Origin of the sequence: Massilia sp. CFBP9026 (genome assembly GCF_034045165.1) — a bacterium.
GTDB classification, from domain to species: domain Bacteria; phylum Pseudomonadota; class Gammaproteobacteria; order Burkholderiales; family Burkholderiaceae_D; genus Telluria; species Telluria arenae.
The window spans coordinates 37848-50997 of the sequence record NZ_JAXCWH010000011.1; the positions used below are offsets into that span (position 1 = coordinate 37848).

Annotated in this window: 12 protein-coding genes; 3 read left to right on the forward strand and 9 right to left on the reverse strand. The window is 65.2% G+C overall.

The genetic code is table 11. The features are described 5' to 3' along the window. The first annotated feature begins 38 nt into the window (after positions 1 to 38). From SOM28_RS22685 to SOM28_RS22695, 3 genes are all read left to right on the forward strand, one after another. Positions 39 to 2834, forward strand: a complete 2796-nt coding sequence (locus SOM28_RS22685) for a M16 family metallopeptidase (RefSeq protein ID WP_320469541.1) — start codon at positions 39 to 41, stop codon at positions 2832 to 2834. Positions 2835 to 2937: 103 nt separating this feature from the next. Beyond that, positions 2938 to 3726 (forward strand): SDR family oxidoreductase, encoded by a 789-nt coding sequence (locus SOM28_RS22690; protein WP_123071949.1) that lies wholly within the window; start codon positions 2938 to 2940, stop codon positions 3724 to 3726. A gap of 162 nt (positions 3727 to 3888) precedes the next feature. Next, positions 3889 to 4572 (forward strand): choice-of-anchor E domain-containing protein, encoded by a 684-nt coding sequence (locus SOM28_RS22695; protein WP_183407560.1) that lies wholly within the window; start codon positions 3889 to 3891, stop codon positions 4570 to 4572. Positions 4573 to 4658: 86 nt separating this feature from the next. Here SOM28_RS22695 and SOM28_RS22700 read toward each other — a convergent pair whose 3' ends face one another. From SOM28_RS22700 to SOM28_RS22740, 9 genes are all read right to left on the reverse strand, one after another. Next, positions 4659 to 5267, reverse strand: coding sequence for a PH domain-containing protein (locus tag SOM28_RS22700; protein ID WP_123071948.1), 609 nt, complete (start codon positions 5265 to 5267; stop codon positions 4659 to 4661). Between the two features lie 72 nt (positions 5268 to 5339). Then, complete coding sequence (locus SOM28_RS22705; protein ID WP_414675201.1) at positions 5340 to 6098, reverse strand: GntR family transcriptional regulator; 759 nt, start codon at positions 6096 to 6098, stop codon at positions 5340 to 5342. A 51-nt stretch (positions 6099 to 6149) separates the two neighbouring features. Next, entirely contained in the window at positions 6150 to 6509 is a 360-nt protein-coding gene (locus SOM28_RS22710) for a DUF2752 domain-containing protein (RefSeq protein ID WP_123071946.1), read from the reverse strand. After that, entirely contained in the window at positions 6506 to 6703 is a 198-nt protein-coding gene (locus SOM28_RS22715) for a hypothetical protein (protein ID WP_148044146.1), read from the reverse strand. Before SOM28_RS22715 ends, SOM28_RS22710 begins: the two co-directional genes overlap by 4 nt. A gap of 65 nt (positions 6704 to 6768) precedes the next feature. Beyond that, entirely contained in the window at positions 6769 to 7839 is a 1071-nt protein-coding gene (locus SOM28_RS22720) for a flavodoxin family protein (RefSeq protein WP_320469542.1), read from the reverse strand. Between the two features lie 139 nt (positions 7840 to 7978). Beyond that, positions 7979 to 8947, reverse strand: coding sequence for an IS1595 family transposase (locus tag SOM28_RS22725; RefSeq protein WP_320469543.1), 969 nt, complete (start codon positions 8945 to 8947; stop codon positions 7979 to 7981). 153 nt (positions 8948 to 9100) lie between these two features. Next, positions 9101 to 10375, reverse strand: a complete 1275-nt coding sequence (locus tag SOM28_RS22730; RefSeq protein WP_123070587.1) for a tetratricopeptide repeat protein — start codon at positions 10373 to 10375, stop codon at positions 9101 to 9103. 227 nt (positions 10376 to 10602) lie between these two features. Further along, complete coding sequence (gene nagZ, locus SOM28_RS22735) at positions 10603 to 12099, reverse strand: beta-N-acetylhexosaminidase (RefSeq protein WP_320469544.1); 1497 nt, start codon at positions 12097 to 12099, stop codon at positions 10603 to 10605. Between the two features lie 23 nt (positions 12100 to 12122). Further along, complete coding sequence (locus SOM28_RS22740; RefSeq protein ID WP_320469593.1) at positions 12123 to 13133, reverse strand: SIS domain-containing protein; 1011 nt, start codon at positions 13131 to 13133, stop codon at positions 12123 to 12125. Positions 13134 to 13150: the final 17 nt, after the last annotated feature.

The window sequence follows — 13150 nt, forward strand, 5'->3', positions numbered from 1 at the left end:
GCGGGACGGTTGGCGTCCCGCCGAGTAGACGGGACACCATGGATTCGAGATTTCAGTTGCGCGGGATGGCCGCGCATATAGCAGCGGGCTGCCTGGCCCTGGTCATGATCGCGCCGGCGACCGCCGCCGCCCCTGCAACCCCAGGCGCCAACAAGGCCGCCAGCGGCGCGGCCCTCCCCAAGGGCGTGACCCTCGGCCCGTCGGTCGAAGGCATCACCGAATACCGCCTGGCGAACGGCTTGAAAGTGCTGTTGTTCCCGGACGCCTCGCGGCCGACCGTGACCGTCAACGTCACCTATCTGGTCGGTTCGCGCCACGAGAACTATGGCGAGACCGGCATGGCCCACCTGCTCGAGCACCTGCTGTTCAAGGGCGCGAAGAACAACCGCGACATCACCAAGCAGTTCTCCGAGCGCGGCATGCAGTTCAACGGCACCACCTCGCTCGACCGCACCAATTACTACGAAGTGTTCCAGGCCTCGCAGGAGAACCTGGACTGGGCCTTGCAGATGGAGGCCGACCGCATGGTCAATTCCTTCGTCTCGGCCAAGGATCTCGCGTCCGAGATGACCGTGGTGCGCAACGAGTACGAAGCCGGCGAGAACGAGCCCGGCAACGTGCTGTTCAAGCGCATGCAGAGCGTCGCCTACGACTGGCACAGCTATGGCCGCTCGACCATCGGTAACCGCAGCGACATCGAGAACGTGCGCATCGAGAACCTGCAGGCTTTCTATCGCACCTACTACCAGCCCGACAATGCGGTGCTGCTGGTGGCCGGCCAGTTTGACGAGCGCACGACCCTGGCCAAGATCAACCGCCTGTTCGGCGCGATCCCGAAACCGAAACGCACGCTGCCGGCCTTCTGGACGGTCGAGCCGACCCAGGACGGCGAGCGCAGCTTCGCCGTGCGGCGCCAGGGCGATATGCAGTTCGTGGCGGTCGGCTACAAGATCCCGTCCGACCTGCATCCCGAGGCCGAGGCGCTCGGCTTCGCTGCCGAAATCATGGGCGATGCGCCCAACGGACGCCTGCACAAGCTGCTGGTCGAGACCGGCAAGGCCAGCCAGGTGTTCAGCTTCGGCCAGACCGGCTATGCGCCGGGCCTGCAATTCTTCGGCGCCGTGGTCAAGCTGGGCGAGCCGATCGAGCCGGTGCGCGAGGCACTGACCCAGGCAGTCGAGGAACTGGCCAGCAAGCCGCCTACTACCGAGGAACTGGAGCGGGTGCGTCGCTCCTGGCTGAACACGGTCGAACGCAGCCTGAACAATCCGCAGGCGGTGGGCGTGGCCCTGTCCGAACCGGTCGCCCTGGGCGACTGGCGCATGTACTTCGTGGGCCGCGAGCGCGTGCAAAAGATGACGGCCGAACAGGTCGCCGCGAGCGCAGGACGTTATTACCTGCGCAGCAACCGCACGACCGGCACCTTCATCCCGGAAGAAGCGTCCAAGCGCGCCGACCTGCCGCCGGCGCCCACGGTGGCTGAGGCGATGAAGGACTTCAAGCCCGCCGTCTCGAACCTGGTGTCGGAGAATTTCGAGCCGAGCCAGCAGAACATCATGAAGCGCACCACCCTGACGACCGCCGGCGGCGTCAAGCTGGCCCTGCTGCCGAAAAAGAACCGCGGCGAGACCGTGACGGTCGACCTGCGCCAGCACTTCGGCGACGAGAAAAGCCTGTTCGGCAAGGGCACGACCCAGGCCCTGACGAACCTGATGCTGATGCGCGGCACGGCCCGTTATACGCGCGCCGAACTGGCCGACGCCTTCGACAAGCTCAAGATCGCCGGCAGTCCCACCCATTTCCAGACCACGCGCGCCAACCTGGCGGAGGCGCTCAAGCTCGTCGCCCATGTGCTCAGGGAGCCGGATTTCCCTGAATCCGAATTCGAGCAATTGCGCCAGCAACTGCTGGTCGGCATCGAAGCGGGCCGCAACGAACCGCAAAGCGCGGCCGTGCGCGCGCTCAGCCAGCACTTCAATCGCTATCCGCGCGGCGACATCCGTTATTCGCCGAGCCTGGAAGAGCAGCTCGAAGAAGCGAAGGCGGCGCGCCTCGCGGACGTCAAGGCCTTCCACGGCCAGTTCTACGGCGCCAGTCCGGCCGAGATGGCCATCGTGGGCGACTTCGATCCGCAGGAAATCACGCCGCTGGTCAATACCCTGTTCGGCGCCTGGAAAGCGCCGCAGGCGCACGCGCCGGTGCTGGTCGCGCATGCCGAGGTGGCCCCGGTGGTGCGCACCTTGAATACCCCGGACAAGGAAAACGGCTTCTATATCGCACGCCTGAACCTGGACCTGAACATCGACGATGCCGATTATCCGGCCCTGACGCTGGCTAACTACATCTTCGGCGACGGCGGCCTCAAGTCGCGCCTGATGGACCGCATCCGCCAGCAGGATGGCCTGTCGTATGGCGGCGGCTCGGACGTGTCGCCGGGCACCCTGGACCGCGCCGGCAGCTTCACGATCAATGCGATCGCGGCGCCGCAGAACCTCGCCAAGCTCGACGCGGCGGTGCGCGCCGAGCTGGCGCGTGCGCTCAAGGACGGCTTTACTGCCGAGGAACTGGCTGGCGCCAAGTCGGGCCTGATGCAGCAGCGCCTGCAGTCGCGCTCGAACGACGGCGCGCTGGCCTCGGGCTGGACCTCCTTCCTGTACCGCGGCAAGACTTTCGAAGCATCGGCCGAGCTCGAACGCAAGCTGGGGGCCGTGACCTTGCCTCAGCTGAATGCCGCATTCCGCAATGCGATCGATCCGGCTAAGCTATCGGTATTCATGGCGGGCGACCAGGCAAAGGCAAATGGTCCGGCGACACCCGTAGTTACTATGCCGTAACTACAACAGTTTCCTGACAAAAACTCTCTGGATTGTGACAATGCACGAAGCCATGCGTTAAAATGTTTCTTTTCGGAAGCAAAAGTTTCATCCAGGGAGCATCATGAAGGCCATCAGCAAGCAGCAGCCAGGCGGTTTGTCGTTCACCGGCAAGGTCGTTTTGGTTACCGGAGCCGCCAGTGGCATCGGTCGCGCCATCGCCCTGGCGTTCGGCCGTGCCGGCGCCAGCGTGGTCGTGGCCGACGTGTCGATCGACGGCGGGCACGCGACCGCGGCGATGATCGTGGAAAACGGCGGCAAGGCGCTGTTCGTGCAAAGCAACGTCACCCGCGCGGGAGACGTCGAAGCACTGGTCGAGAAGACCATCAATTACTATGGCCGTCTCGACTTCGCGATCAACAATGCCGCGGTCGAGGAAGAGCGCCAGCCGCTGGCCGACGCCGACGACGAGCAGTTCGACCGCATCATGAACGTCAACGTCAAGGGCGTCTGGCTGTGCATGAAATACCAGCTGCGCCAGATGCAGAAGCAGGGCCATGGCGCGATCGTCAATATGGCCGGTATCGCCGGCCTGGTCGGCAGCCCTAACCATGCGATCTACGGCGCCAGCAAGCACGCGGTGGTCGGCCTGACCAAGAGCGCCGCCGCCGAGTACGCGCGCGAGGGCATCCGCGTCAACGTGCTGTGCCCGGCCGCGGTCAAGACGCCGATGCTGGCGCGCGCCTTCGAACGCGATCCGGGCATCGAGAAGAAGCTCAAGGCGGCGCATCCGATGGGGCGCTTCGCCGAGGCGGGCGAGGTAGCGCAGGCTGCACTATGGTTGTGCTCGGACATGGCGTCCTACGTGAACGGCCACGAAATGGTGGTCGATGGTGGTTTCACCGCCGTTTGAGCCGGTTTTCTTGTCGGAAATCTTTACAGTGCGCCGCGTATTTACGATCCGGAAAATCCCAAGTCCCTGTTTTTAATCAAGTATTTCCTAGTGGCATAAATTATGCTTATTGGTTGGATGTCGCCGCATGTGACTAACGCATTTCCATCTAGTGAGACCAACTTGAAAAAGACTTTTGCCGCACTGGCGCTCGCCGCCGCCCTGATTCCTGTCGCAGGCGCCCAGGCCGCCGTGATCAGCTTCAACGACAGTATCGGAGTCACGGAAACGGATTGGTCCGAGACGCTGCGTTTCAGCAAGTTCAACACCAAGCTCGGCACCCTCAATTCGATCAAGTTCGACTTGAGCGGCTTGGTCAGCGGCGCCGGCTTCGCCGAAAACCGGGGCAGCAGCGCGGCGAAGGTCACCCTGACACTGGGTTCGACCATCGAGCTGACCCGCCCGGATGGCAGCACGCTGGTCGTGGCCAACCCTGTATTCGACCAGCTTTACAACCTTGGCCGCTATGACCGTGTTCTCGACTTCGCTGGCACTTCCGGCGTCAATACCGGGACGGTCGAGGCAAGCAAAGCCGAATCCTTCCTGAGCAGCAGCGCCAGCGATTTCGCCCTGTTCTCGGGTAAAGGTTTCATCGAGCTCGGCCTGAGCGCGCTGGGCACCTCGTTCGCGAAGGGGCCAGGCAACGTGACGACCGGATTCGACACGTACGCATCCGGCGCGGTGCAGGTCACGTATGACTACACCCCATTTGCCGAAGTTCCGGAACCAGCCACGCTGGCGACCATGCTTGCCGGCCTCGGCCTGATCGGGGCCGTGCGCCGCCGCCGCCAAAGCAACAAGGCGTAATCCCGACACGCGCCGGCGCGCTGCCGGCAGCGGAAAAACCGTCATTGCCTACCTCGGCATGACGGTTTTTTTCATGAAGCGCCGCTTCAGTTGTGGATGTACTTGGCGAACACGTCGCTGAAGTCGCGTTTGGTGTGCGTATCGAGCATGGCCGTGTTCAGCGCTTCCAGCAGTTCGCCGTACTGGCTGACCAGGCTGCCGGCCCCCGGCGCGATATTGAGCTTGTGGACCGAGGCGGTGGCGTCCAGCGTGCGCAGCGCATTGTCGCGGCAGACGGCATCGCGCCGTTGCTGCTTGCCGATGGTGGTCAAGGCCTTGTAGATGTCCTTCAGCTGTTCGATGAAGGATTTTTTGACGTCGATTGAGAACTTGGTGTCGTTGACGTTGAACTTGAGTTCGATGTCCATGTCGAGCGTGCCGGCGGTTTCGATGCTGACATTGGTGATGAGGTTCGACGAATACTCGTAGCGCTTGATCGAGCGCTTCGAGGACACGGCCGAATCGCCGTCGACGTGGATCAGGGCAAGATTGGTGAAGCAGTACTCGTCCTTCTTGCTCTTGATCAGGAAGAAGATCTGCTCACCGTCCTCGGTGAACAGGTAGTCGTCAGCATCGACCTTGCTGTAGTCCGCCGGTCCGACGATGACACCGATATCGCTTAACCCCAATGCTTCCGCCGCCATTCTCTTGAACATGATCGTCCTCGTGTGGTGAAAAAGGATAGATTAGCATTACTTCATCGGGCTGCGGGCATCAGGCTGCGGGCATCAGGCTGCAGTGAGCTCGGCCACGAAATCATAGGTATCGCCGCGAAAATACGAGCGGCAAAACTCCACTGCACGTCCGTCGCGCAAGAAGCCCAGCCGTTCCACGCACAGGCCGGCATCGCCTTCGCGCGCATCGAGCAGGCGCGCCTGTTCGGCGCCCAGCAGCAGGGCCGACAGGCGCTGCAGCGCGCGCACCGGACGGTTGCCGGTCGCCTCGAGCGCCTCGTACATCGAGTCGCCCACCGCGTCGAGCGAGGGCAGGGCAAAGGCGGCGATGGTAGCGTACTCCAGGCACATCGGCGCATCGTCGGCGTAGCGCAGGCGGTTGAAGCGGTACACCGGCGTGCCCGGCGACAGCCGCAGGCGCAGCGCTTCCTCGGGCGTGACCAGGCCTTCCGAGCGCTTGAGCCAATTGCTTTTCGGCACTCGCCCACGGGCGCGCATGTCTTCCGAGAACGAACTCAGCTTGGCGAAATTCTTTTCGATGCGCGTGTTGAGAAAATTGCCGGAACCGGCGCGCCGCACCAATAGACCGTCGTCGACCAGGCTGTCGATCGCCTTGCGCACCGTGATGCGCGAGATGCCCAGCTCCAGCGCCAGCTGGCGCTCGGCGGGCAGGGCGCTCGAGGGGCCGTAGACGCCGTTGTCGATCGCCTGGCGCAGCGCGCGCTGCAGTTGCTGGTAGAGCGGCAGCTTGCCGGCGCCGGCGGCGAGGCTGGCCTTGGCGGCATCGTGCATCAGTTGGACGAGTGGATTCATTCAGCAGGCATGGAGGCGGGAGCCCCCATCATACCGCAGGCCGCCTGCCGCTCAGGGCAGCGGATGGACGAGGTTGACCAGCATGGACAGCCCGACGAAGCAGGCGGCGGCAAGGATTTCGTGGCGCCGCGTCTCCAGGCGCGCGCCGGTGACGGCCCAAGCAATCAGGGCGCAGGCGACCAGCGGCGTCAGGAAATTCGCGTCGAGCGCCTTGCCCAGTTCGCCATGCACGAGCTGGTGCATGCCCTCGGTCATGCCGCTGAACAGATTCTTGATGCCCAGGTAGCGTTCGAGGGGGCCTGGCGACAGGCCGAGCAGTGCTTCGGCGCGTACCAGCGGATTGGCCGGCAGCCAGGCCAGGGCGGCGGTCGCCAGCAACAGGCCCAGGCGACCGGCGACCGTCCGGATCATGCGATACGCGGCTTGCGAACGATGAGATAGATCGGCACCGCGACGATGCAGATCAGGAAGGAGAACAGGCCCCAGCCGATGCCGCTCATGCCACGCGCCTTGGCATCCTTGCCGATCAATACGCCAATAATCGCTGCGATGATGAGTCCGCCAACTGCTTCCATATCAGATGATCCCCAGTAGTGTGTTTCCATAATTCTACTGAGAATCAACTGTGTAAAACTCGCCAATAATCACGCCCGCCGCCGGCCGCGCGCCATTATTTCGGGCGCGGATCCTTCAAGGGCTGGCTGACCACGGCGACCCGGCCCGCGCGCACTTCGCGCACCGCGGTGGCCACCGCGCGCGCCACGTTGCGCGTCTCTTCCTGCACCGCGGTGTCCTTGTCGAAGGTCTCGTGGCTGTCGGCATACGATTCGTAATAGCCGATGTAGCGGTCGAGCTGGCCGAAACTGCCCGAGTTGATCAGGCCCATCCATTCAAGCCAGTCCGACAGCGAGCGCCGCGTGCCTTCGATGCCGGCCACGTCGCCGTGCACCAGCAGGCCGAAGGCGCGGCCGGCCAGGTGTTTCGGATAATCCCAGCCGTCGCGCTCGATCTGCTTGGCTTCTTCGGCGTCCTTGCCGTGGGTCGACGTCGGGTCGGGATTGCCGCCATCGGCGCAGACCAGGCGGTCGATCATCAGTTTCAGCACCGCCGGGGTCTGGTACCAGTAGACCGGGGTGATGATGATGACGCCATGGGCCAGCACCCAGCGCTCATAGATCTCGTTCATCCAGTCGTTGACCTGGCGCTCGGCGTGGTTCGGGTAGCAGCTGCACGGCCAGTGGCACAGCGGCATCGCGGTCGACACGCAGCCCTTGCAGGGGTGGATGTGGCGGTCGTAGTCGGAATTGAGCAGGGAGAGGTCGAGCACGTCGGCCTCGAAGCCCTGTTCCATCAACACGTCCTTGGCCATCTGCGTCATGCGCCAGCTCTTGGAGATTTCGCCGGGACAGGTGCCGTCGTTGCGGGCCGAGGCGTTGATGAGGAGGATGCGGTTGCGCGAGTCGGGATCCTTCTGGTGCCGCTCGGCGCCGAGCAGGCGGTCGCGCGCCTCTTTCCACTCGACCGACAGGTCGTAGCCGGGGTCGGCGAAGCCGGGACCGGCCTTGACCGTGTGCGGGGCCTTGCGGCCGTCCTGATACGCTTCCCAGGCCACATCCTCGATTGCCGCCAGTTCGCGGTCGAGCGTTTCGTAGCCGGGGTCCTGGAAGGCCTTGCGAAAGCGCAGGTGGAATTCGTTGCGTCCCAGCTTGGCGGGCGCCTGGCCCTTGCGTACCGTGGTCATGCTGCCTCCGATGCAAATAATGCAATTATCGGACGGGCTCGGGGGCATTAATGTACGGGGGCGCACCTTGGACGGGTAAAACCGCCGGCCGGCAGCGGGACAGGATGAACCGTCCATACGAAAAAAGGCGCTGTCATCGTTAGCTGTTGATGACCCCGAATGCAATACGCAGCAATTGCTCGACGGAAGTGACTCGGCCGCCATCGAGCGCCCAATGCCAGCCCAGGTAGTTGGGTAACCAGCGTGACGCCACGCCATGGAAGCGCGCCAGCCATTCCTTGAAGCGCCGGTGATAGGCGTTGACATTTTGAACGTGGATGGCCCCCTCGGCGCCGTTGCGGACTCGCTCGCCAGCGCTGAGATTGACAGCCTGGTGGGCGATGCCATGGGCGAGGGCGAAGGGGGGATAGGCGGCGTTGGCGTCGGTGACCAGCAGCGCCTGGGGATCGAGTTTCGGCAGCAGATGCTTGACCAGTTGGGCCACCTTCAAGGCGCCGCGGCCGGTGATGGCATCGATGGTCTGCCCGCTGCGGTCGCGCGCCACCAGGATGCAGTCGAGGTGATGCGAAATTCCGCGCAGGGCCGCCCTGCCGCCGCGCTTGCGCGGCTTGCGATCGAGCTTGCGTGAACCCTTCTGCGATTCGAGCAGGAACATCTCGTCGGCCTCGACGATGCCGAGCAGGCGCTCGGGCCGGTCGTCCTTGACCCGGTCGAGAAAGCGGTGGCGCCAGCGAAAAGTGGTGTTGGGGTGCACGCCGAGCCGCTTGGCCGCAGAGCGGACCGTGCGCGAATCGAGGACCGTGTCCAGATAATCGAGCCACTTGCCCTTGTGCCTGAGCCGCGCCAGTGGCGTACCGGTCAGGTCATTGAAAGTGCGTCCGCATGCGCAACAGCGAAAGCGTTGCAGGTCATTAGCGTGACCATGCCGGTGGCAACGCTCGTAGCCGCAATCCGGACAGCGCCGCCCCTTCGACCGGATCTCGTCGATGAGGGCAACCACCCGATCGAGCCCGGCAGCCGGATGCAGAGCGGCGAGTACTTGCTGGCGCTGCGGCTGGTTCAGCAGCGCCAGCTGCGCGAACAGCTTCTCAAAGTTCGGCGCTTTCATCGTGCGCTCCCAATCGATGGCGACCGGGATTGGACCGCGGATCAGCTCAGCAGTTCAATGCTCATCCATATTTAACGATGACAGCGCCTACGAAAAAAGCGGGCCGGGCAGCGAGCCCGGCCCGCTTTCGCGGGTCCATCGTACAACGAAGGATTATTTCTGGTTCAGGTGAACGATCCAGTATTTCGCCAGGTCGCCGGCGCCGCCGCCGCCCTTGACGGTTTGGAAGGTCTGGATGGCTTCGGCTTTCTTGCCGGCCAGCGCCTGCGCCATGCCCAGGCGCAGCTTGGCTTCTTCAGGGTTCTTCAGGCCGCCCTTGGCGATGCCTTGCTGGATGAAGCCGACACCCTTGTCGCCCTGGTCCATGGTGGCGTAAGCCCAGCCCAGGTTGACCAGGCCGGCGCCGGTCTTGGCCTTGGAGGCCGAGGCTTCGCCGGCGGCGATGTTCTTGGCATCGTCGGCCGCGCCCTTGGTCGCCTTGTCGCGCAGGGCGGCGTGGGACTTCGCGTTCGAGCCCTGGCCCAGCACGCCGGCGGCGTAGCCGGCGTCCATGGCCTTCTTGGCTTCGGTCGGGAAGCCGTCGCGCAGCGCCAGCTCGGCCAGGTCGACGTATTCTTCCGGCGCCATCTTCTTGACGGTGGCCGCTTCCAGGCGGTACACGTTGATCATATTGGTCTGCGGATCGAAGCCGGACTTGCGCGCCACGCCGCGGTTCAGGACGTCGGTCCAGAAGTCGTCGTTCGGGTAGTGGGCGACCAGTTTTTCCAGCGCGACCAGGTAGCCCGCGTCGTCCTTGACCTTGTTGGCCGACGAGGCCAGCAGGCGCAGGTCTTCCTCGCTTGGCTTCTGGCCGGCTTTCTCGGTCGCTTCGATGGCCGGCAGCAGGGCCGTCTTGGCGCTGGCGAAGTCGCCGCCCAGGTAATGGGCGCGGATCAGCGAAGAGGTGACTTTTTCAGGAGTCGGGCTTTCCTTCTGGTAGCGCTTGAACCACTCGATCGCCTTCGCGTAGTCCTTGGCGTTGTAGTGCATATTGCCCAGGGCCAGGATGAAGTCGGCCTGTTCCTGGCCTTGCAGGCGGCCGGAATTGATCACGGCTTCGAGCGCCGGCATGGCGATCTCGTTATTGTTGGTTGCCGAGCCCACCGACAGCTTCATGCGGTTGACGACGTAGTCTTCGTACGGCGTGCGGTTCGGGAAAGCTTCGGCCTGCTGCACGCGGTTCTGTACTTCGGCGTAATTCTTTGCATCCATCAGCGGCTTGATCGCGGCCGGGTCGAGCAGCTTGAACAGCTCTGGGCGGACGGTGTCCGCCGGCGCGGCGGCGGCGGCAGGCTTCTCTTGCGCATGGACGGCGGTGGTCAGGGCCGGGGCCGAGAGGCCGACGGCGGCCAGCATCAGGCAGAGGCGGGCAAGACGGAGTTGGGACATTCTGTATCCTTCTATCTAGACAAAAAATCGACGAAGCGCGCTTTCGGCACGTTCTTTCGCTACGCATTTTCACCAATATAGCAAAAATGCCAATCTCGGACAAAGCGTGCATTGTCCCATAGTCAGCCATTTTCTGGCTCGCCAATTGTGCCGTAGAGCCCGCGGGCGCGCCCAGCGTCGTTACATCGCGTTACCTCGTCGTTGGCGGCGCGCTGTCGTCTACCAGGTCAGGCACGGTCGAAGCCGGGCACCGGGCAGGCGCCTGGCGCCCCGATCTCGCCATCCAGCCAGGCCATGGCCGCCTCCAGTGCGGGCGGAGCGAAGCCATAGCTCATCAGGGCCGGGGCCGGGAAATCCAGCGCCTGGTAAGGGTTCCACAGGGCCAGGTGCAGGTCGGGGCGCCAGCCGGCGCGCGCGTTCGGACCATAGCGGCGGCGCGCGGTCGAGGCCAGGATCGTGAAGCGCCCGTCCTGCGGCAGCGCCGACCAGTCGAAGCTTTCGCTGTCGGCGAAGGTGACGAGTTCGACGTCGTACAGGGTCGCCAGCGCCTCGGCGATGCGGGCCGCCGGCACGCCGGCTTCCGATATGCCGTCGCTGACCACGTCGGCGCGCGCCACCAGGCGCACGCGGCTGCCGCGTGCGGGCCGTTGCGGCCGGCCGAGTTCGGTCAGGCCGGCGCGCCAGGCGCGCGCCATCAATGCGCGGTCGTCCTGTTCGCGGGCGTAGGCGATGGCGCGAGCGGGATGCGCGTCCGCCAGCCTGGCAAGACGCGCCAGCTTGGCCTCGACTTCCGGCAGCGGCAACACGCCGTCGCGGATCGCCGCGGCGATCGCGTGCACGGTCTCGACCTGGGTCGCGCGGGTGCCGATCGCCATCACCATGTCGGCGCCCGCCACCAGTGCATTGACTGCGGCCTGGCCGGCGTCGTAGCGGTGCGCGATCGCATGCATGTCCATGCCGTCGGTGATGATCACGCCGTCGTAGCCGAATTCCTCGCGCAGCACGCCGGTGAGGATGGCGCGCGACATCGTGGCCGGATTGACGGGATCGAGGGCGGGATAGACGATGTGGGCCGTCATGACCGCCGGCGCCGGCGTTGCCGCCCTGGCGGCGATACGGAACGGCGCGAACTCGAAGCGTTCCAGCTCCGCGCGCGGCTTGTCCACGTGCGGCAGGTCGCGGTGCGAATCGACGTGGGTGTCGCCGTGGCCGGGGAAGTGCTTGACGCAGCAGGCCACGCCTTCGCTCTCGCTGCCTTCCATCCAGGCCAGCGCAATGCGGGTGGCCTGCTCCGGGTCGGCGCCGAACGAGCGCTCGGCGATGACGGGATTGTCCGGGTTGTTGTTCAGGTCCAGCACCGGCGCGAAATTCCAGTTGAAGCCCAGTGCGCGCACCGCGCGCGCCACCGCCGCGCCGACTTCGCGCGCCAGTTGCGGATCGTTGGCGGCGCCCAGGGCCATCGCGCTCGGCGGCGCCGGCACCCAGGTCGAGCGCACCACGGCGCCGCCTTCCTGGTCGAGCGCGACCAGCGCGCGCGGGCCCATGGCGTCGACCAGGACGCCCGTGAAGCGAGTCAGCTGGGTGGCGTCCACCATGTTCTGGCGGAACAGGCACACGCCGCCGATCTGGTGGGTGCGCAGGAAGGCGTCGGTGTCGGCATCGAGTTCGGTGCCGAACAGGCGCACCATCATCAATTGGCCGGCCAGGCCGAGGTAATCAGTCATGGTGCGGGACATAAGATTCGTCGTCAGTTGGTCTTGGTGACCTTGCTCAGGTGGCGTGGCTGGTCCGGATTCATGCCGCGCGCGGCCGACAGCTTCGCCGCCATCGTATAAAAGGCCTGCACCGCCGCGATCGGGTCGAGGTCGGGGATGGCGGCGGTGGGTAGCGTGAGGTCGCGGCTGGCGACGTCGGCTGGCGCGGCCAGCAGCACGCGCGCGCCGCGGCCGCGCATCTCGTCGGCCAGGGCCACCAGGCCGGCCTGGGTCGGGCCGCGGGTGGCGTAGACCAGCAGCGGGTAGCCTTCCTCGATCAGGGCCATCGGGCCATGCTTGATCTCGGCGCCGGAGAAGGCTTCCGCCTGCAGCGCCGAGGTTTCCTTGAACTTGAGCGAGGATTCGAGCGCCAGCGGGAAGCTGATGCCGCGGCCCACGACCATGATGTTGCGGGCCGGCGCCAGAACCTCGATCGCGGCCGACCAGTCCACTTCGGTGGCGGCGCGCAGCGCATGGGGCAGGGCGGCGATGCCGTCTTTCAGTTCTTTGTCATCCTGCCAGTCGGCGACCAGGCGCGCGCCGGCCACCAGGCTGGCGATGAAGCTCTTGGTCGCGGCCACGCTTTTTTCAGGGCCCGCATGCAGCGGCATGGTCCATTCGGCGGCGTCGGCCAGCGGCGAGGCGGGGTCGTTGACCAGGGCCACGGTGGTGGCGCCGCCATCGCGGAAGTAGCGGATCGGCTCGACCACGTCGGGGCTCTGGCCCGATTGCGATATCGCCACCGCCAGCGTGTCGCGCGCGACGATCGGCGATTTATACAGGGTGATGAGCGACATCGGCAGCGAGGTCACCAGGCGGCCCATGCGCGCCATGATCAGGTAGGCCAGGTAGTTGGACGCGTGGTCCGAGCTGCCGCGCGCCACCGTCACCGCGCTGTGCAGCTGCGTGGCGCGCAGCTTCGCCCCCAGCTCGGCGTAGCGCTCCACGTCCTGGGTCAGCTGGTGGGCGATGCAATCGGCGGCCGACAAGGCCTCCTGCAGCATGAGCGACGGGGTGGCGG

Bases quoted from the DNA above. Each gene is read 5' to 3' on its own strand.
- SOM28_RS22685 (WP_320469541.1), top strand. From the start codon at position 39: ATGGATTCGAGATTTCAGTTGCGCGGGATGGCCGCGCATATAGCAGCG.
- SOM28_RS22690 (WP_123071949.1), top strand. From the start codon at position 2,938: ATGAAGGCCATCAGCAAGCAGCAGCCAGGCGGTTTGTCGTTCACCGGC.
- SOM28_RS22700 (WP_123071948.1), bottom strand. From the start codon at position 5,267: ATGTTCAAGAGAATGGCGGCGGAAGCATTGGGGTTAAGCGATATCGGT.
- SOM28_RS22705 (WP_414675201.1), bottom strand. From the start codon at position 6,098: ATGAATCCACTCGTCCAACTGATGCACGATGCCGCCAAGGCCAGCCTC.
- SOM28_RS22710 (WP_123071946.1), bottom strand. From the start codon at position 6,509: ATGATCCGGACGGTCGCCGGTCGCCTGGGCCTGTTGCTGGCGACCGCC.
- SOM28_RS22715 (WP_148044146.1), bottom strand. From the start codon at position 6,703: ATGGAAACACACTACTGGGGATCATCTGATATGGAAGCAGTTGGCGGA.
- SOM28_RS22720 (WP_320469542.1), bottom strand. From the start codon at position 7,839: ATGACCACGGTACGCAAGGGCCAGGCGCCCGCCAAGCTGGGACGCAAC.
- SOM28_RS22725 (WP_320469543.1), bottom strand. From the start codon at position 8,947: ATGAAAGCGCCGAACTTTGAGAAGCTGTTCGCGCAGCTGGCGCTGCTG.
- SOM28_RS22730 (WP_123070587.1), bottom strand. From the start codon at position 10,375: ATGTCCCAACTCCGTCTTGCCCGCCTCTGCCTGATGCTGGCCGCCGTC.
- nagZ (WP_320469544.1), bottom strand. From the start codon at position 12,099: ATGACTGATTACCTCGGCCTGGCCGGCCAATTGATGATGGTGCGCCTG.
- SOM28_RS22740 (WP_320469593.1), bottom strand. From the start codon at position 13,133: ATGCTGCAGGAGGCCTTGTCGGCCGCCGATTGCATCGCCCACCAGCTG.